Origin of the sequence: Enterocloster citroniae, assembly GCF_040545455.1 — a bacterium.
In the GTDB taxonomy this organism is placed as follows: Bacteria; Bacillota; Clostridia; order Lachnospirales; family Lachnospiraceae; genus Enterocloster; species Enterocloster citroniae.
The window spans coordinates 74061-94077 of record NZ_JBEPLZ010000004.1; the positions used below are offsets into that span (position 1 = coordinate 74061).

The 20017-nt window shown below is 42.2% G+C and carries 15 protein-coding genes; all 15 read left to right on the forward strand.

Features of this window, described 5'->3' with window-relative positions; translation table 11 throughout:
* Positions 1-164: 164 nt before the first annotated feature.
* The 15 genes from ABID13_RS06285 to ABID13_RS06355 all read left to right on the forward strand — a co-directional run bounded on the left by ABID13_RS06285 (position 165) and on the right by ABID13_RS06355 (position 19787).
* The gene (locus ABID13_RS06285) at positions 165-1343 is read left to right on the forward strand and encodes a nucleotidyltransferase family protein (protein WP_048930433.1); all 1179 of its coding nucleotides are present in this window, start codon (positions 165-167) and stop codon (positions 1341-1343) included.
* Between the two features lie 23 nt (positions 1344-1366).
* Entirely contained in the window at positions 1367-2611 is a 1245-nt protein-coding gene (locus ABID13_RS06290; RefSeq protein WP_152649031.1) for a hypothetical protein, read from the forward strand.
* 5 nt (positions 2612-2616) lie between these two features.
* A complete protein-coding gene (locus ABID13_RS06295) occupies positions 2617-3753 on the forward strand; it encodes a glycosyltransferase (RefSeq protein ID WP_048930434.1) in 1137 nt (378 codons plus the stop codon).
* Positions 3754-3757: 4 nt separating this feature from the next.
* On the forward strand, positions 3758-5197 hold the full coding sequence (locus ABID13_RS06300) for an oligosaccharide flippase family protein (protein ID WP_082173940.1): 1440 nt from the start codon (positions 3758-3760) through the stop codon (positions 5195-5197).
* A gap of 14 nt (positions 5198-5211) precedes the next feature.
* Positions 5212-5730: an acyltransferase gene (locus tag ABID13_RS06305; RefSeq protein ID WP_048930436.1), complete on the forward strand. Its 519-nt coding sequence runs from the start codon at positions 5212-5214 to the stop codon at positions 5728-5730.
* A gap of 209 nt (positions 5731-5939) precedes the next feature.
* Entirely contained in the window at positions 5940-7031 is a 1092-nt protein-coding gene (gmd, locus tag ABID13_RS06310) for a GDP-mannose 4,6-dehydratase (protein WP_048930539.1), read from the forward strand.
* A gap of 18 nt (positions 7032-7049) precedes the next feature.
* The gene (locus ABID13_RS06315; protein WP_330412779.1) at positions 7050-7991 is read left to right on the forward strand and encodes a GDP-L-fucose synthase family protein; all 942 of its coding nucleotides are present in this window, start codon (positions 7050-7052) and stop codon (positions 7989-7991) included.
* A gap of 64 nt (positions 7992-8055) precedes the next feature.
* Positions 8056-9378: a sugar phosphate nucleotidyltransferase gene (locus tag ABID13_RS06320; protein ID WP_045092224.1), complete on the forward strand. Its 1323-nt coding sequence runs from the start codon at positions 8056-8058 to the stop codon at positions 9376-9378.
* A 16-nt stretch (positions 9379-9394) separates the two neighbouring features.
* The gene (locus ABID13_RS06325) at positions 9395-11101 is read left to right on the forward strand and encodes a phospho-sugar mutase (protein WP_048930438.1); all 1707 of its coding nucleotides are present in this window, start codon (positions 9395-9397) and stop codon (positions 11099-11101) included.
* A 198-nt stretch (positions 11102-11299) separates the two neighbouring features.
* A complete protein-coding gene (locus ABID13_RS06330) occupies positions 11300-11773 on the forward strand; it encodes a VanZ family protein (RefSeq protein WP_242849280.1) in 474 nt (157 codons plus the stop codon).
* 117 nt (positions 11774-11890) lie between these two features.
* The gene (locus tag ABID13_RS06335) at positions 11891-12343 is read left to right on the forward strand and encodes an AfsR/SARP family transcriptional regulator (protein ID WP_007865099.1); all 453 of its coding nucleotides are present in this window, start codon (positions 11891-11893) and stop codon (positions 12341-12343) included.
* A 69-nt stretch (positions 12344-12412) separates the two neighbouring features.
* Positions 12413-14671, forward strand: a complete 2259-nt coding sequence (locus ABID13_RS06340) for a hypothetical protein (RefSeq protein ID WP_048930439.1) — start codon at positions 12413-12415, stop codon at positions 14669-14671.
* 137 nt (positions 14672-14808) lie between these two features.
* Positions 14809-15228, forward strand: coding sequence for an Hsp20/alpha crystallin family protein (locus ABID13_RS06345; RefSeq protein ID WP_007865094.1), 420 nt, complete (start codon positions 14809-14811; stop codon positions 15226-15228).
* A 159-nt stretch (positions 15229-15387) separates the two neighbouring features.
* On the forward strand, positions 15388-19515 hold the full coding sequence (locus ABID13_RS06350; RefSeq protein ID WP_082173943.1) for an EAL domain-containing protein: 4128 nt from the start codon (positions 15388-15390) through the stop codon (positions 19513-19515).
* Complete coding sequence (locus ABID13_RS06355) at positions 19512-19787, forward strand: metal-sensing transcriptional repressor (RefSeq protein ID WP_007865091.1); 276 nt, start codon at positions 19512-19514, stop codon at positions 19785-19787. The genes ABID13_RS06350 and ABID13_RS06355 overlap by 4 nt, the downstream gene beginning before the upstream one ends.
* Positions 19788-20017 lie beyond the last annotated feature (230 nt).

Genomic DNA, 20017 nt, shown 5'->3' on the forward strand with positions numbered 1-20017 from the left:
ATTTTGTTTCGTTGTAAAAACAATATACAAAACGCTGTTTCCAGATTGTTGTGGATAAACAGGAAGTATCATAGAGACAGTTATCTAAAGAATTGGCTGAAGCATGTGGCATGTTTATTACGTGGTACAGGATAGGCCATGAAGCAGAAAGGATATAAAACTAAGTGGAAAAGCTGTTCAATTTTTTGGACGATGATATTTATCGGCTCATGCTCGACATGTCAAGAGAAAAACACTCTGAAGAGGAAAATCAGGATATAAAAGAACGATACGGAAAAGTAAATCAAAAGAAGCTGTTTGTGGTTTGCCGCGAACATGAACTGCATGGTGTGACTGGTGCATATGCAAAATCTATGGGGCTGCCCATTCCTGATGAGTGGGAGAAAGCGTTTCTTTTAGAAAAAAGGCGGCTGGATTTTTTGAAAAACACAGCAATCCAGGTTTGTCAGCTTATGTCGGATCACGGAATACCAATGGTTATCCTAAAAAATGGCGGGATTATGATGGATATGATTCCAGAAACAGTTAAGTGTCCAATGGAGGATATTGATTCATTAATAAGAAAAACTGATTTTTATCAAGCGCATAAACTCTTAATAGAAAATGGTTTTACCTTTAAATTTAGAAGTGAGTATGAAGCAGAGAAATTGGAAGAAGCATACAGGGATGGTTCTACGGAGTATTTCATTACAATGCCCACCGGTGAAAAGATATGGTTTGAATTAGCATGGAGAGCGGTTGCAGGCCGTTGGATCCGTCCTGACTTAGAGCCGGATACGAATGGTTTTATTGGACGCTCCCATACAGTAGGCGATACACAGGTGCGTGTTCTTTCTCCAGAGGATAATTTGCTGCAGGTATGCATTCATACGGCAAAACATTCCTATGTCCGTGCACCGGGCATGCGGCTGCATATGGATGTGGACCGTATTGTTGCACATACGGATATTGATTGGGAGTTATTTTTGAAAAAGGTTAAGGAGGCGCATGTATGCACATCCACATACCTTTCTTTGTATATACCGTCAGTTATTCTGCATACGCAGATTCCACAATGGGTGTTGGATGAATTGAGGCCCAAAAATATCAAAAAATTAGTGAAATTACTCTCAGACGCTGGACTGCCTCATCCTCATGAAAAGAAATTTTCCAAAATAGGTTTTCTGCTATTTCAGACAGCATTGTATGATAAGAAAAAGGATTTGGTTCGTGTAATTTATCCGGGTAAAGTATGGATGCAGCATCGGTACGAATATAAAGGTTATTTTGGATTGATGATGTGTATCTTTGTTCGACTGTTAGATTTAGTTGGGATTAGGAAGCGGACCCCAAAAAATATTTAATTTTGAAAGAGAAAGGGATTTATATGCGTGGTAGATATGCTGAGAGCGAGAAACCTATTGGATATAAACTATACACAGTGATAATCACAATATTACCCGCAATAAATACCTATAAAAGTCCGATTCCTAATGTGGAACTCGGAACATTTTTATTATTGATACTGTTTCTGTTTATGTTTTTGAATGATAGAAAAATCTATGCGGATAATTTAATCTGGAAATGGCTTGTCATGTTATATGCGTTTTTACTTTTTACGATAATCGCATCCTTTAATCCAGGAATATTGGAGACTTCATTGTTTTCAATAACATTTAGATTTTTAAAGATATGTGCAGTTGTGCTGATTGTAATCGTTCAAGGAAGAAAGTGGTTTGATTATACGATTGCAATAAAGACATTGCGGATATTCAGTTTACTATGCGTAGCATTTATAATATTGCAAAGTATATTATATTATGGGGCAGGTATTATACTTCATGGTATTTATATTCCATTAGCTTCGGCAGAAGGATACTCAGATTACAATTTTGAATTTATGTATAGTATATTATTTAGGCCAACAAGTTTCTTCTTTGAACCATCACATTTTTGTGCGTATGCATTAGTATATTTTACTTATTTATTATCTGCTAACACTGAAAAATATAGAAGATTTCAATTAGCAGTAATGACTTTGGGAGTTGTCATGTCGACTTCTGGCACAGGTATTGTATTGATACCAATAACCGTATTAATTACTGCCATGCTTATGCTATTTAAACATAATATATCAACCACACGAAACAGTCTGCTGCTTGGTGCGATTGTTGCCATCGTAATTATTATCGCACTTAATGTTTATATAAATTCAGATGTTGGGCAGACTGTGCTACAAAGGTATATCAAGTCAGATGGATCATTGGGAACAGCTGTTTTAGGAAGATTAGATAGCGGAGCCGGTGAACTATATAAGGAATTGCCTATTTTTTATAAAATAATCGGTACAGGTTTTGGAAACAGACCATCAACTGTTTATTTTTCATCTTTATATTCTATTTTATATGGTGATGGATTGGTAGGACTTATATTGTTGCTTTGGATCATAATATCTTCTTACAGAAAATGTGGGGTATTTGGTAAGCTGCTCTGTGTTGTATATATGGTTCTGATGATTGGAACAGGAGTGTTTAATTTTGCAAGTATCGGATTATATTTTTCATTCATTCATCAAGATATTTATGAGCCTATGCCGCATATAGACAAAAAGTATTATTCTTGTAAGAGGTAAATGGAATGATTTTATTTATAAGTAATTTTGTTAGTCCACATACAATACCACTGTGCAACGAGATTGTTAAACAGTATAAAGGGGATTTTTATTTCATTGAAACCAGAAAAATGACAAGTGAGAGAAGTGGACTTGGGTATGACAAATACAGGGATTTATCTTTTGTTGTTTCACATGAAGAATTCTGCTTGAAACGAACTTACTATCAAAGTTTAATTGATGAGGCAGAAGCTGTGATTGTAAGTTTTGGTTCAATTGATATAAATCTGTTAAATGAGCGGATAAACAAAAATAGACTATGTTTATTAATGTCTGAACGCCTTTTTAAAAAGGGTATTGCTAAAATTGTTGACTATAGGCTATGGAAGAATATATTTTTTTTCAAATCCGTGTACCATAGGAATGTCCATTTATTGTGTATGGGCGCATATGTTGCTAAGGACTTCCGTTTATGTGGGTTTAATCATAAACATATGTGGAAGTTTGGATATATAACGGAGACAAAAAAAGAAAGCTTGGAGGAAATCCTTTCATTAAAAGTACATGATGAAAAGCGGATTTTGTGGGTTGGACGAATGATTTGGTGGAAACGTCCTATGCAAATAATAAAAGCCACAGAAAAACTGCATAGAATGGGATACAGTTTTTCTCTGGACATTGTTGGAGATGGGAAAAAATTCAAAAAGATAAAGAGGTACGTTGAGAATAATCATATAAGACAAATTAAGGTTCACGGACTGATGAGGAATGAGGAAGTCCTCAATTTGATGATGAATGCAAATATATTTGTTGCTACAAGTAATCGGTTAGAAGGATGGGGAGCAGTTATTAATGAAGCAGAAAATTGTGCATGTGCCATTATAGCAAGCAAAGCAATGGGAGCGACAGAATATTTGGTTGAAAATGATCTAAATGGTTATTGGTATGATAATACACAGAGAGGGTTGACACGAACATTAGAAAAAGCACTTAATGATTCTAGTTTATTGGAAAAAGGTGTAACAGGATATCATTTTATTACTACGGAGTGGAGCCCTCAAAATGCTGCCTGTCGTTTACTTGAGCTTATTCGAGAACTTCTTTTAAATGATGTAGTAGAAGTGGGAAAATGCGGGCGGATACAGATATGTGAAAGGGCGTAATTACATGAGTAATAATGTAGAAATAAATAAAGCAGTTAGATGGTCCTCAACAGCAGAGTTAATGTCAAAATTGGTATCTCCTATCACCAGTATGTTATTGGCCAGACTTTTGACACCAGAAGCATTTGGCTTGATTGCATCAATTACAATGGTGACCAGTTTTTCTGATTTATTTACAGATGGTGGATGTAATAAATTTATTATTCAGCATACCTTCACAGACGAGCAAGACCTTAAACGCCATGCAACCGTTGGGTTTTGGCTTAATCTGACGATTTCTACAATAATTTGGCTGGTTATAGTTTGCTTTCGTGTGAATATTGCTACAATTATTGGCATATCAGGTTTTGAAAACGCTCTTGTGGTTGCAGCACTGGCATTGTTTATGACTGCGTTCTCAAGCATGCATATGGCATTGTTAAGAAAAAAATTGGACTTTAAGCATCTGTTTAAAATACGAACTGCTGCAACAGTGATAAATCTGGTTGTGTCAGTTGCACTGGCATTTTGGGGAGCAGGAGTTTGGGCGGTTATTTTTGGAACATTATGCAGGGACTTTACTTATGCTCTCTTATTTAATTTGAGGCCAATATGGAAACCTGCTTTCTTTTTTGATTTTTCCATACTTAAGAATATGTTTTCTTTTAGTGGCTTTACTTTGTTGGAAACCCTTATGACTTGGTTTAAATCCAATGCTGCCATTTTGATTTTATCGGGTGTATTTACTCCATTCTATTTAGGGTTGTATAAAACACCAATAACTATAGACAATTCAATAATCGGGTTATTATATTCAGCACTTATTCCTGTACTTTACTCGGGACTGTCCCGGGTAAAAAACCAAAAAAAGGAGTTTGAAAATTTATTATTCAGGATACAACGGTTAATGGCGATGATAGCATTCCCCATGGCGATGGTTATGTTGGTGTATAGTGATATTGTTACTGGTATTCTGCTTGGTTCACAATGGTTAGAAGTATCTTGGTTTGTCGGTTTATATGGTTGTGCTATAGTTGTTGAAAATGTATTTTGTATTTTTTGCGTGGAAGCATATAGGGCCAAAGAGAAACCGCTTGTTTCAGCGTTATCTATTGCAGTCAACAATTGTATTTTATGCATTAGCATTTACACTTGTGCTGTGTACGGCTTCAAAATAGTCTGCTATGTTACGGTAATTAATTCTCTTATCTATTATATTGTTCAGATGGGAATTATGCGATTTGTACTCAAAATTTCTCCATGGGGAATGCTGAAGAATGTGTTTCCATATTTTGGACTCTCATTTTTAGTTGGAATTGTTAGTTATATAATCAAACGGTCAATGGTTAGCATGGATTTAATGCTAACATTATTATTGATGTCTGCATCAATAATTACATATACAGGAATTATACTATTAGGTACTAAATCGCGTAGTGAAATTGTAGCCTTCGTAAAAAATTGAGGAGATATGGTATAGTGGAAAAAAGTCGGATAAAAAGGATTAGGAGAAAGTTTTTTCTTCCAATATTTAATTTTTTATTTTCTAGAAAGACCCGTATGTGGGGATTAAAGCGTTTTGTTTTGAAATTAGCAAACGTTAATATTGCATCCACTACTAAAGTAGTAGGGCCATTAATTCTAGGGGATGCTGTAAATTTGACAGTTGGAGAAGGTACATGGCTAGGAACGGATTTTTCTGTTTATGGAAGTGGGACCTGTATTATAGGAGATAAATGTGATATAGGGCCTGATGTTAGTGTACTTTCCGGTTCGCATGATATTGGAGGGACAGATAGAAGGGCAGGTCAAGGAAAACACTATACAATTGTAATTGGTAATGGTGTATGGATTGGAGGAAGAAGTACGCTTTATGAGGATATTGCGGTGGGAGATTCATCAATAATTGCTGCTGGATCGTTAGTAAACAAAAATGTGGTTCCCAATTGTATAGTAGGAGGTGTGCCTGCAAAAATAATACGTACACTTACAGAATAATATTTTAAAAAACATACTATTCAGTCAATATAAAAAAATGAAAACTATAGCCAGAGGACGTTTGCATGATGCATTATGTCCTGCGGCAATTTTTTAATATGAACCTGCGGATTTAATTATCCGTAGGCTTTTTGTTTTGTGAAAAAACCAATATTATGCTAATTGCAGTTTTTGGCGTTACTTGAATGATGAAATAAATGGAGGAAAACATTATGAAAAAAGCACTTATTACAGGAATAACAGGCCAGGATGGATCCTATCTGGCGGAGTTTCTTTTAGAAAAGGGATATGACGTACATGGTATGATACGCCGTTCCAGTGTGGATTTTAGGGAACGTATTACTCACTTGGAAGGAAAAGGAAATTTCCATCTCCATTATGGGGATTTGAGTGATTCCATGAGTCTTATTGGTATCATAAACAAGGTAATGCCAGACGAATTGTATAATCTGGCGGCGCAAAGCCATGTACAGGTTTCATTTGATGTTCCTGAATATTCCGGAGAGGTAGATGCAATTGGCGTTACCCGTATTCTTGAAGCGGTACGACAGTGTGGATTAGCAGATACCTGCAGGATTTATCAGGCATCCACTTCTGAGCTTTATGGAAAGGTCGAGGAGGTACCTCAAAACGAGAAAACTCCGTTTCATCCATATTCTCCTTATGCAGTGGCTAAACAGTATGGTTTTTGGATTACAAAAGAATATAGGGAAGCATATAACATGTTTTGCTGTTCAGGCATTTTGTTTAATCATGAGAGTGAGAGACGTGGGGAAACATTTGTCACAAGGAAAATTACGCTTGCTGCTGCAAGAATCAAGCAGGGAAAGCAGGATAAGCTGTACCTTGGCAATTTATCGAGTCTAAGGGACTGGGGCTATGCCAAGGACTATGTAGAGTGTATGTGGCTGATTCTTCAGAATAATAGACCTGAAGATTTTGTTATAGCTACCGGAACCCAGCATTCCGTACGGGAATTCTGTCAGCTGGCATTCCATTATGTTGGTATAGAACTTCGATGGGAAGGTGAGGGGCTTGATGAGAAGGGAATTGATCAGGAGAGCGGAAAGATCCTTATTGAAGTAAGCCCGGATTTTTACAGACCAACAGACGTAGTGAATCTATGGGGGGACCCGACAAAAGCAAGGACGGAGTTAGGTTGGAATCCCACAAAAACAAGCTTTGAGCAGCTTGTAAAGCTTATGGTTGACCATGATATGGAGAAAGTGGCTGTGGAGAGGGCGGAGGAACATATCTGCTGCAATTTGGCCGAGTATCTGGAAAAGGGTGTTGTTAAGTAGGGGGATAAACATACTATGATGGAAAAATATGAAAAAATATATGTGGCTGGACATAGAGGCATGGTTGGTTCAGCAATTGTAAGGGAACTTCGGCGCCAGGGATATACAAATATTATTACGAGGACTCATCAGGAACTTAATTTGTGCCGGCAGGAAGCCGTAGAAAATTTTTTTGCAGAGGAAAAACCTGAATATGTTTTCCTTGCAGCGGCAAGAGTCGGGGGAATTGTTGCAAATGAAAGCTCTCTTGCGGATTTTATGTATGACAATATGATTCTTGAAATGAATGTGATTCATTCTGCATGGAAGAATGGCTGCAGGAAGTTGGAATTTCTGGGATCGTCCTGTATCTATCCCAGAATGGCTCCGCAGCCTATGAAGGAGAGCTGCCTGTTGACTTCTGAATTGGAAAAGACAAACGAGGCATACGCCCTTGCGAAGATTTCAGGGCTTAAATATTGTGAATTTCTGAACAGACAGTATGGCACGGATTATATAAGTGTGATGCCGACAAACTTATACGGTCCGAATGATAACTATCATCCTACCCATAGCCATGTACTCCCTGCACTGATTCGCCGTTTCCATGAGGCAAAAGCAGAGGGTAGGGAATCTGTTACCTGCTGGGGGGATGGGAGTCCATTGCGGGAATTCCTGTATGTGGATGACTTAGCAGACCTTTGTGTATTCCTTATGAATAATTATAGCGGAAACGAGACGGTTAACGCGGGCACTGGTAAAGAGCTGACCATTAAGGAATTAACTGAATTGGTAGCAAAGGTGGTGGGATACACCGGAGAAATCCTCTGGGATACTTCACGGCCCAATGGGCCCCCGAGAAAACTTTTGGATGTTAGTAAGGCGGAAGCGCTTGGCTGGAGATATAAGACCGGACTTGAGGATGGTATCCGCCTGGCTTATAAAGACTTCTTAAATAATCCTATGAGGGCTGAACGATAAAATAGAGGCTGCAAAGCTAACCGTATACCGGTTTTCTTTATTTAGGAACAGAAAGGGAGATTGGATGAATATTATCTTGTTGTCCGGTGGTTCAGGAAAAAGACTATGGCCGCTGTCTAATGATGTGCGCTCAAAACAGTTTATTAAGATATTTAGGGACGAAGAGGGAGGATACGAGTCTATGGTACAGCGTGTCTACCGCCAGATAAAAAGGATGGATGCCAAAGCTACAGTGACCATTGCAACATCCAGGTCACAGGTGTCTGCAATACATAATCAATTGGAAGGAAGTGTGGGAATCAGTGTAGAGCCCTGCCGCCGTGACACCTTCCCGGCTATTGCACTGGCAACTTCATATTTACATGACGTACAGGGCGTAAGTGAAGAGGAAACGGTTGTTGTCTGCCCAGTAGACCCTTATGTGGATGATTCTTATTTTGAAGCACTGAAACAGTTGGCAGATCAGGCGCAGAAGGGAGAAGCAAATCTCGTCCTGATGGGCATTGAACCGACTTACCCCAGTGAAAAATATGGTTATATCATCCCAATAGATGGAGACCAGACCAGTACGGTATCCATGTTTAAGGAGAAACCGGATGTAGAGACAGCAAAAGAATATATAACACAGGGGGCATTGTGGAATGGCGGTGTTTTTGCATATAAGTTGGGTTATGTACTAAAAATGACCCATGAGCGGATTGACTTCACAGACTATGATGATTTATTTTCCAAATATGACACGCTGGACAAAATCAGCTTTGACTATGCTGTAGTAGAGAAAGAAAATAAAATCCAGGTACAGCGTTTTGCCGGACAATGGAAGGATCTTGGTACTTGGAATACGCTTACTGAGGCAATGGCGGATTCAGTTGTGGGGAATGCGATGCTTAATGATATATGTGAGAATGTCCATGTTGTTAATGAACTGGATGTTCCTGTCGTCTGCATGGGACTTAAAGACATAGTGGTATCTGCCTCTCCAGAGGGCATCCTGGTGTCTGACAAGGAACAGTCCAGTTATATCAAGCCTTTTGTAGACCAAATCAGCCAACAGATTATGTTTGCGGAGAAATCCTGGGGGAACTACAGGGTCCTTGATGTGGAGGCGGGCAGCCTGACAATCAAGGTTACATTGAATCCAGGACATCGGATGAACTATCACAGCCATGCAAGACGGGATGAGGTTTGGAATATTATCTCCGGAGAGGGGAGTGTGATTGTGGATGGAAAGGAATGGCCGGTCAAGGCCGGGGATGTGGTCTCGATGCAGGCAGGCTGCCGTCACACAATCATTGCTAGAACAGAAGTAAAAGTGATTGAGGTACAGATGGGTATGGAGATTAGTGTACACGACAAGCAGAAATTTGAACTGGAAGAGTTGGCATGAAGTGAGGGAGTGGCACATGGAAATAGAAAAAATCACGGAACAATACCAAAGGTGGTGTAAAAATGTCACATTAGATAAGGATTTGGTTCAGGAATTAAGGAATATGGCCCATACCCCAGCCCAAATAGAGGATGCTTTCTATTGTGACCTGGAATTTGGCACAGGGGGATTGCGGGGAGTGATTGGTGCAGGAACAAACCGGATGAATACATATACCGTTGCAAAAGCCTCCCAGGGAATTGCTGACTATATAAAGAAAAACTTTGCACCGGTGAAATGGAGGATTGCAATTTCATATGACAGCCGCATTAAATCAGATGTTTTTTCAAAAAAAGCTGCAGAGGTTTTTTCAGCAAATGGAATTTACGTATCAATTTATAATGAATTGATGCCTACACCGTGTTTGTCCTATGCTGTGCGAAGGCTGGGATGTGCTGCAGGAATTATGGTCACTGCCTCTCACAATCCGTCCAAATATAATGGCTATAAAGTATATGGCGCTGATGGGTGTCAGATTACGACAAAAGCCGCAGAGGATATTTTTGCGGAAATCCAGAAGCTGGATATTTTTAATGACGTTAAGGTAATAGACTTTAACAGAGGCATGAATATAGGGCTGATTTCGTGGATCGGTGAGGAAGTCTATATAGATTTTATTGAGGCAGTAAAAAAGCAGTCAGTACTATTTGGGGATGAAGTGGATAAAAGTGTTTCAATTGTATATTCTCCTTTAAATGGCACTGGTTTGAAACCTGTCCTGCACATCCTGAAAGAAAGTGGGTATTCCAATATTTGTGTAGTTAGCGAGCAGGAACAGCCGGATGGCCATTTCCCTACGTGCCCTTATCCGAATCCTGAAATGAGGGAGGCAATGTCATTGGGAATGGAATACGCTTCCCGGTGTGGCGCTGAACTGCTATTGGCAACTGACCCGGATTGTGACCGTGTTGGAATTGCGGTTAAGGATGCTGGTGGTGAAATGATTTTACTTTCTGGAAATGAGACTGGTATACTGCTTTTGGATTTTATCTGCAGCCAACGCTTAAAGCATCACGCCATGCCGGATAATCCTGTCATGGTGAAAACGATTGTTACCATTGATATGGCGGAACGCATTGCAAAAAAATACGGTGTAAGGACAATCAATGTCTTGACAGGTTTCAAATTTATTGGCGAACAGATTGGAAAATTAGAAAACAGGGGAAAAGAAAGTTCCTTTATTTTTGGTTTTGAGGAGAGTTATGGCTATTTATCTGGGGAATATGTACGTGATAAGGATGCTGTGGGGGGAGCATTTTTAATTTGTGAGATGTTTGCTTATTATAAATCCCGGGGTATCAGTCTTTTGGATAGACTAAATGCAATCTATTCAGAGTATGGCTACTGCTTGAATACGCTTCATAGTTATGAGTTTGAGGGGAGTATCGGATTTGAAAGGATGCGGAGTATTATGGCAGGGTTCCGCAGCGGCATCACTCATATTGGGTTCAGTAAAGTCGAGGAAGAATGTGACTACTTGAAAGGGCTTGATGACCTGCCGGCATCGAATGTACTGAAGTTTCTGTTGGATGGAAATTGTTCAGTTATAATACGGCCAAGCGGAACTGAACCAAAGCTAAAAGTATATATTTCCGTAAACGCAGATAGCCGGGCAGAAGCTATGAGGATGGAAGCAGAAATTTCAGAGGCAATGTGCAGATGTATAGGAGATGATGGGAAATAGACTGTATCGGCAGTTTAAGAGCGGGAAACAGGAATGCACTTAAGTGTCTTAAAGGAAAAGAGGAAGAAGTATTTGGATTTATATCAAATTATCATTAAACACAATAGGACATGGACGGTTCGTGAACTAATCTTTTTTTTGATTTCCTTCATTATAATCGTGATATATGTCTGTAACCTGTTATCGAAAAAACGTATTATGCTATCACAGGCTGTAGCTGGCCTGCTTCTTTTTTTATTTCTGGGAGTCGTATTTGGTTCCACTGTATTTACCCGGATACCAGGCGAACGACAGTATAAGCTGGAGCTGTTCTGGTCGTGGAAAAGGATTCTGAATGGAGACAGTGGACTGCTGAAAGAAAACTTATTAAATTGTATCCTCTTGATACCTATGGGGATGCTGCTGCCGATTGTGTTAAATCACAACGTAAGATGGTGGAAAGCACTGCTGATTGGAATTGCCACATCTGCAGTAATTGAAACATGTCAGTTAGTATTCTGCAGAGGTTTATTTGAATGGGATGATATGATCCACAATGGAGTAGGATGCATGATTGGGTGTGTGATAATGGAAATATGGAGATTCTCTGTATTACCAAGAACAAGAACAGCCCAAAGCAGTAAGGGATACCCTGAACACCAGGATCAAAGACAATCAGAACACACTGGATGATTTAGAAATGAAGAATGAGGAAATTCAAGGCTTAAGGAGGATCCGGATGGTTGAATGCGGTTCCGCCTATCATGTGCGTATGAGTGCAAAATACATTTTTGAACAGGAAGATACAATATGATTTTTATTCAGACATTTTGCGGATTTGATGTTTTTATTAATAATCAGATGATATACTTTCCCAGCAAAAAAGCAAAGGAGCTTCTGGCTATCCTTGTGGATAAACGAGGGGGCAGTGTAACCATTTCCCAGCTTGCATATATGTTGTATGAAGAAGTTCCGGAGATCACAGCCAAAAAGAATATACGGGTACTTGCCCACCGCCTGCGGAAAACATTAAAAGAGCATGAATGCGAGGAACTTCTGATTCACCGGCGCGGCATATATTCAGTCAATACCCAATCATTTACCTGTGATCTATACGAATTGTTAAGTGGGAATAAAACATATATGGCGGCTTACACAGGAAACTATATGTCGGAATATGTATGGGCAGCTCAAACAGTTCCCTATCTAAATGTGGTATACGGCAATTATTATGACAAGGAGACGCCTCCTGGGAATCAATAAAATGGTGTTTCATTTGCTGGGGTATCTATTACAAAAATATATGGAGCGCTTTCATAAGGAGCATAATCAATGAAAAGAGAAAAACTCATAAGAATCATCACGTGCACGGCCGCCTTTTTTGCCGTTTCAACCATCCCGGTATTGGGAGCAGACGGATGGCAGCAGGACTCTGTCCATCAGTGGGTTTACATGGAAAATGATAAAAAATTAGTGAACCAGTGGCTTCCATGGCCGGATGGAACCATGAGATATGTGGGAGGAAATGGACAGATTGTAACAGACAATTGGGTAACAATAGGTGAAAACCGCTTTCGTGTCCGGTCGGATGGATCCAGGTATGAAAATGAGTGGTTCAGCCTTACATCCAAACCATCATTGCCATCCGGTAATCCTGGTACCACCTGGTATTACGCAGGGGTTGATGGAAATATACTAAAAAATGGCTGGTATGATTTGAATGGAAAATTGTATTATTTTTACCCGGGAGGAAATTCACCCAGAAATTCTTTTTTTAACCTGGAGGATAAACGATATTATGTAGATGAGATGGGGGCCAGAAAGAATCCCGGATGGTTCTCTATTGATAACGTAAACAGCAAGGGGATCTCCTACACCACTTGGTATTATGTTACGGAAGATGGCTTCCTTTTGCGGGATGGCTGGCATGAACTGGAAGGTGTAACCTGTTATTTTGACACCAATGGCAGCGCCTACCGCAACAGATGGTTTAACTTGAATGATGACCGATACTATGTGGACGAGAACGGAAATCGGCAAAATGGTTGGTTCTCTGTTACAAGTACCAATGCCAATGGTCAGGAATATACCAACTGGTATCGTGCGGATTCAAATGGTGTATTATGGCGCAATGGGTGGAGGGAGTCAGATGGAAACTGGTACTTCTTTGATGCCAATGGTTTGAATTACAGGAAGCGCTGGTACACAGATGAATCCGGGAACCGATACTATCTGGATGAAAATGGAATCCTTCAGGATGATGGCTGGTTTAAGATTGAAAATATTAACAGCAACACCGGTATTGTGTCTGAAAGTTGGTATTATGCATCTGAATCCGGTGCAGTGCTCAAAGGCGGTTTTAGGGAGCTGGAGGGAAAAAAATACTACTTTGACGCCAATGGCCTTAATTACCGGAAACGATGGCTGACCGAGGAAAACGGTAAAAAGCGTTACATAGGGGATGAGGGATATTTATATCAGAGCCAGTGGTTTGTCATCAGTGGTCTGGATTCCAGGAATTCAGATTACAACAACTGGTATTATGGTGATAGTAACGGATATGTGCGTATGGATGGATGGTACAAAATCGATGGGAAATATTATTGTTTTAACTCTTCCGGTGTTATGCGGACAGGCTGGCTGACCGAAACAGCGGATGATGAGGAAGACGAGAATGCCTATTATTACTGCGGGCAAGACGGAGCCAGGGTTACAGGATGGCAGTGGCTGAAAATCCCGCAGAACTGGATGGATAACTCTGATGTGGTGGATTATGTACAGGAGCATGGAGAGTATGCCTACTTTTATTTCAGCAAATCTTCAGGAAATAAAAAACGTTCTTCGGGAGGCAAAAAAGAAGTTAATGTGGATGGTATAACCTACTGCATTGATGGTAATGGAATTATGTATCCCGGCTGGGTAAAACTTAGCAGCACCACACCGGAGATCAAAGGCTATCGTTACTTTTATCAGCCGACATCAGATCAGGATAAGACTCTCGCCGAAGGGGAGCGGGTCGAAGGAATGTGGTTAAAGCTGGACGGCCCTCCAGACCTTAACAGTTCAGGACAAAAAGAATGGTATTATTTCGACCGGTCTGGCAAACCTAAATTTGGAGAAGAAGACAGCTATCATGTGGAAAAAATTCATGACAGCTATTATGTTTTTGATATGTATGGAGTTGCACAATACGGTCTGATTGAATTGAACGGTGAATTTTATTACTGTAAAGGACCAGACAATGACAGAAAATGTGTTACTGGTAAAACAATGCTAAATGATGGTATAGGCTCATCCCGGGCTCAATATTGCTTTGATCTTAAAGGAAAAGGAATCACAGGCATAAAAGACGGAAATTTTTATTATAAAGGTAAACTCCAAAAGGCAGATTCTGCTGCCCGATACGAAGTATTTGATATTCCGGGAGAAGGAAAGCGTTTGATCAATTCCAGCGGGAAAATCATGAAGAATACAAAAGTAACAGACGGAAACGATCAAAAATGGACGTTAGGCTCAGGAGGTAAGATCTTAACTTATGGTTCCAATGAAGTGGCGGAAATTCTTGCGCCAGAGGCTACGGTTTCCTATTAACAGTTCAAGGAATTATAAACTTTCTATAAATTCCCACCCCCATTCTTGACATCCACCTGGTTGCGTGTTATATTACATATAGAACATAGATAACAAAACATACAAAGCAATTAATGATGGAAAAGGAGAGATGACCTATGTTAATGCCTAGTATATTCAGAGACAACTTATTGGATGACTTTTTTGATTTCCCATTTGACAGGTACGGCACCGGCAGCCTTATGAACACGGACATTAAGGATACGGATAACGGCTATGAAGTTACCATCAACATGCCCGGGGTAAAGAAGGAGGATGTAAAGGCTGAACTGAGGGACGGGTATCTGACCATCCAGGCATCCACTGATTCTAATAAGGAAGAGAAGGATTCCAATGGCAGGTATATCCGCAGGGAACGTTACAGCGGTTCCTGCAGCAGAAGCTTTTATGTAGGAGATGCCGTAACCCAGGAGGATATCAAGGCTAAATTTGAGGACGGCACCCTGAAACTGCTGATTCCTAAAAAGGAAGCAGTGCCGGAAGTGGAAGAGAGGAAGTACATTGCCATTGAGGGATAATCCCCCGTGGCTATCCTGACCATAATGAATAATATCCATACCCCGAAAGCCCCTGAGCACAGTCTCAGGGGCTTTTTAAGTTGAGAAGTTGGATCTTTCGTGGTAAACTAGACGGGAAAGCAACGTAAAACCATAATCCTATCCTGAGTGAGGTATCATATGCCGCATAATCCTTTGCTGTTTAGCTCGCCTTTGCTTGTCATGATCACAGATACAATGGGGAGGATCATCTTTATACATGAAAATATGAAACAATTCCTGGGACATCCTGTGTCTGATTACATGGGAATGGATATAGAGTCTGTTGTCGGTGAGATTACAAAAAAGAATCCATTTACAACATCCCGGTATCCCGACCTGAAAATGATTTTTCCGTTCCGGGGAGATAATTACTGCCTTTCTTTCCAAAAAGTACTGCTGGATGAACATGTGGAGGTAACCATGGCCCTTTTGCAGCGAAGCGGGGACATGGAACGGCAGACGGTTTACCATTTTGCATCCATTCTCAACAGCGGTATCTGCATTTTACAGTACACGGAGACCCTTACGATCGTCAGCGCCAATGAGGCCTGCTATCGTGTATATGGTTATACTCCAAAACAGTTTGCCGAAGAGAAGAACAACAGCCCAGTCTCTTTGATCCACCCGGACGACCGCATGGGTATCCGGGAAAAGCTGAACCAATCCATTGCAAGGGGCGAACACTATGTGAGCTTTGAGATGCGCTGCTTTTGCAGGGATGGTTCCATGATATGGGTGGAGGTCAAATCCACCCTTTTAAGGGAAAATGATATGGATATCCTGGTCTGCCTGATCTGGGATATCACGGAAAAGAAACAGCTGGAACACGAGATCTCCCTGAATGTCCAGCGCTATAAGATCGCCCTTTCCAAAAGCCATAATCTCATTTGGGAATATCACATGGACGAAGACTGGGCCTGTATTGAGAATACCACGGATTCGCCCTTCCGGGAAGCTGAGATCATCCGTGATTTTAGTAAACAGACCTTTGAGAGTGCCCGTCTGGACCAGGAATACCTGCCCGCCTTTCGCCAGATGTTCCGGGACCTTAAAGACGGCAGGACTATGACCAGTGCCGTCATACGTGCGACCCCGGGGAACGGAGAAGAAAAATGGTACAGGATCACCCATACGCTCCTGAGCCACGGCAGCCGGCCGGGCAATGTTGCCATCGGTGTTGCCGAGGATATAAGCAGGGAGCATCAGGAACAGGAACGGTACCAACAGGAGGAGAAATACCGTCAGGCCCTGGTCGGCGGTGCCCTGGCCAGTTATGAGATCGATATTGATGATGATCGGATCATGGAGATGATTACTGAGAAAAATAAGGACATGCTGGCATCTGTGGGCCTGTCTGAAAATTGCAGCTACAGCCGTTTTTTAGACCGATGGTCTGAGCAGAATGTGCATCCCCAAGACCGGGGTCTATTCCTGCGGGAACTAAATCCCCAATACCTGCGCAGACAGTATGAAAACGGCCGCCAGGAAGTGGTTTGTGAATACCGCAGCCTGAACGCGGATGAGAAGATGGTCTGGTGCAACACCACAATATATCTGATTCTGTCAGGCGGACATCTCAGCGGTTTTGTCTATGTCCGCAACATTGAAGAGAAAAAGCATAAGGAGCTTGAACTTCTGCGCCAGTCACGGATCGATCCCCTGACAGGCCTTTTAAACCGTGCGGCCTGTCTTCAGGAGATCAACCGTATGCTGAAGGATCAAGCAGGCGCCTTAAGCGCGCTGCTGATGATTGATGTGGATAATTTTAAGGCGGTCAATGACAATTACGGCCACATGTACGGAGACAAAGTACTGGCAGGAATTGCCTATAAATTAAAAAGTATATTTGAAGATAACGCCGTCCTGGGCCGGCTGGGCGGAGATGAGTTTGTTGCCTTCATGCCTGATATCCCCAATGATGCCGCCGCATGTAACAAGGCACAGATCATTGCCAGGGAACTTCAGAGTGCCCAGGAGCAGGGAGAGGATCAGATGGGAATCAGCAACTCCATTGGAATCGCCTTCTGCCCCAGACACGGGAATAAGTTTGATGAACTTTACATCAAGGCTGATGCCGCACTGCGGTACGCAAAACAGGCAGGGAAATCCTGTTACAGTGTATTTGGGAGCAAAACCTCCCAGGTTGCACCGCTGCAGTATGTAAACCGGGAGTGGCTGATCGATGAGCTGGAGGAGATTGTCTATATCAGCGATATCCAGGACCATTCCCTGATCTATCTCAACAGGGCGGGACGGGAGCTCACCGGTCTTAAGATGGAGGAGTTTGAGACTTGTAAATGTTATGAGGTGCTTCAGGGAAGGGACAGCCCATGCCCCTTTTGTACCAATACAAAGCTCAGCACAGAAGAGTATTATGTGTGGGAATATGAGAATCCTTATTTAAGGAAGAATTTCATTGTAAAGGACAAGCTGGTGGAGTGGAACGGCCGCCTGGTACGCATGGAGATTGCGGTGGATGTGGGGAGCAAGGTGCTCATTGATTCCAATATAACCTCCAAATACCATATGGAGACCGTTATGCTGGAAAGTCTCCGTGCCCTGAATTCAGCCGGCAGCCTGGAGGAGGCCATTGACAGGGTACTGTCCCTTATCGCTGATTTTTATGATGGGGAGCGCGCCTATATTGCGGAGATCGACCGGAAGCGCGGGGTTATAAGCAATACGTATGAGTGGTGCCGCAAGGGCATTTCGCCGCAGAAATCCATGCTTCAGAATGTGCCTGTGAAAAAGATCCCATATATCTATGAAACCATTCATAACAAACAGCATCTGATCATTGCCCGCGCAGATGAGCTGAAGCATACCTATCCAAGTGAGTATCAATATCTGTCTTCCAGAGGAGCGCACAGCTTGTTTGCCGTACCGTTTGAGGATGAGGCCATGGTCAGCGGATATATTGGGGTGGATAATCCCACCATTAATCAGGATACCATCCGGCTGTTGGATTCCATAGCCCTGAACATATCCGGTGAGATGAAAAAGCGGCGCCTGTACCACCGCCTGGAATATGAAGCCTCCCACGATGCACTGAGCGGGCTTCTGAACCGCGGAAGCTTTGTCCAGTACCAGGAAAAACTGGACAGGTCCATGGACCGTTCCTGCGGGATCGTAGCTGCGGATATCAATGGCTTAAAACAGCTGAACCGGGATTATGGCCACAGCCTGGGGGATCAGGTCATTGTGACTGCAAGCTCTGTTATGAGAGCCTGTTTCCCGGAGAGCCGGATTTTCCGGCTCAGCGGAGATGAGTTTGTGATCATTGTCCTGGGAATGGATTATGACGGGTTTATGGAACAGGTAAAGCAGATGGGCAATGATCTGGACATGGAGACACCCAACGGTGTTTCCCTGGGATGTACCTGGGTGGAGCATCTGACTGACTTTAATACCACCCTTCACCATGCGGAAGAATTGATGATCGTCAATAAACAGATCTATTACAAGATCAGCGATGATGTGCGGAAACATTATTCACCGGAAAACGCAAAAAAGCTATTTTCCGATATGGAACACGGGTACTACAAAATCTATCTGCAGCCCAAGCTGGATTCAGCCACCGGCGGACTGCGCTCCGTGGAGGCTCTGGCCCGGTATCATGACCCCGGGCAGGAGGTGAAGCCGCCCGGCAAGTTCGTGCCCCTTCTTGAAAAGGTAAAGCTGATCCGGTATCTGGATTTTTACATGCTGGAGCAGGTACTGAAGCTCCTTTGCGGATGGAAAGAAAAGGGCAGGCCCCTGGTGCCTGTTTCCGTGAACTTTTCAAGGATTACTCTGCTGGAAAGCGATCTGTTCCGGATCCTGAGGGAAATAAAAAGCAGGTATGATATACCCAGCGGCCTGGTTATGATAGAGATAACAGAGAGCATTGGAGACATTGAACATAAAGTCATAGAATCCATCGGCTCGCGGCTTAGGCAAGCCGGATTTAAGCTTTCACTGGATGATTTCGGCTCCAATTACGCCAATATGTCCATTCTTTCCATCATACATTTTGATGAGGTAAAGCTGGACAAATCCCTGATCGACAACCTGGCGGAAAATGAGACCAACCAGACAGTTGTAAAATGCATTGTCAATATGTGCCGCAGCCTGGATGTGGAATGTGTGGCTGAGGGAGTGGAGACCAGGGAACAGCTGGAACTTCTCAAATCTTTTGGGTGCAGGACCATCCAGGGATACTATTTCAGCAAACCGGTGGAAGCTGGACAATTTGAAACAAACGACTATAAGGAGGTCCTGACATGAAACAATGTATGGATTCTGAAAATTTACACCGCCGCCTGAAGAAGATCATCGGACAGGTCCAGGCCATTGACAGGATGGTGGATGAGGATGTTCCCTGCGAGGATGTCCTTGCACAGATCAATGCGGCCAAGTCCGCTCTTCACAAGGTGGGCCAGGTGGTGTTGGAAGGCCACATCAAACACTGTGTGCGGGACGGGATCGAACACGGGGATGCGGATCAGACCATTGCCAGCTTTACAAAGGCAGTGGAGCGCTTTGCCAATATGATCTAGGTCAGGACAGGAGATATGACCCATGCATGAGATCAGCGTAAAATCCGTTTTATCAGCCAAAATCGGTATGAACCCGTACCGCGGCTGGATCCCTACACACCGCCGGAGCAGGAACTTTGCATTATTTCCCCGGCGGCCTGGAGACAGATATCGGCCGCCTTTTTTCCTTTATGAATGAATTTGATGATAAGCAGGAAGGAGAGCAGATGAGCATGACGGATCTCCTTTCC

What these genes read in the sequence shown, in the direction of transcription:
- ABID13_RS06290 (WP_152649031.1), top strand. Translation starts at nt 1,367, where the DNA reads ATGCGTGGTAGATATGCTGAGAGCGAGAAACCTATTGGATATAAACTA.
- ABID13_RS06320 (WP_045092224.1), top strand. Translation starts at nt 8,056, where the DNA reads ATGAATATTATCTTGTTGTCCGGTGGTTCAGGAAAAAGACTATGGCCG.
- ABID13_RS06350 (WP_082173943.1), top strand. Translation starts at nt 15,388, where the DNA reads ATGCCGCATAATCCTTTGCTGTTTAGCTCGCCTTTGCTTGTCATGATC.
- ABID13_RS06345 (WP_007865094.1), top strand. Translation starts at nt 14,809, where the DNA reads ATGTTAATGCCTAGTATATTCAGAGACAACTTATTGGATGACTTTTTT.
- ABID13_RS06355 (WP_007865091.1), top strand. Translation starts at nt 19,512, where the DNA reads ATGAAACAATGTATGGATTCTGAAAATTTACACCGCCGCCTGAAGAAG.
- ABID13_RS06325 (WP_048930438.1), top strand. Translation starts at nt 9,395, where the DNA reads ATGGAAATAGAAAAAATCACGGAACAATACCAAAGGTGGTGTAAAAAT.
- ABID13_RS06315 (WP_330412779.1), top strand. Translation starts at nt 7,050, where the DNA reads ATGGAAAAATATGAAAAAATATATGTGGCTGGACATAGAGGCATGGTT.
- ABID13_RS06300 (WP_082173940.1), top strand. Translation starts at nt 3,758, where the DNA reads ATGAGTAATAATGTAGAAATAAATAAAGCAGTTAGATGGTCCTCAACA.
- ABID13_RS06330 (WP_242849280.1), top strand. Translation starts at nt 11,300, where the DNA reads ATGCTATCACAGGCTGTAGCTGGCCTGCTTCTTTTTTTATTTCTGGGA.
- ABID13_RS06295 (WP_048930434.1), top strand. Translation starts at nt 2,617, where the DNA reads ATGATTTTATTTATAAGTAATTTTGTTAGTCCACATACAATACCACTG.
- ABID13_RS06335 (WP_007865099.1), top strand. Translation starts at nt 11,891, where the DNA reads ATGATTTTTATTCAGACATTTTGCGGATTTGATGTTTTTATTAATAAT.
- ABID13_RS06340 (WP_048930439.1), top strand. Translation starts at nt 12,413, where the DNA reads ATGAAAAGAGAAAAACTCATAAGAATCATCACGTGCACGGCCGCCTTT.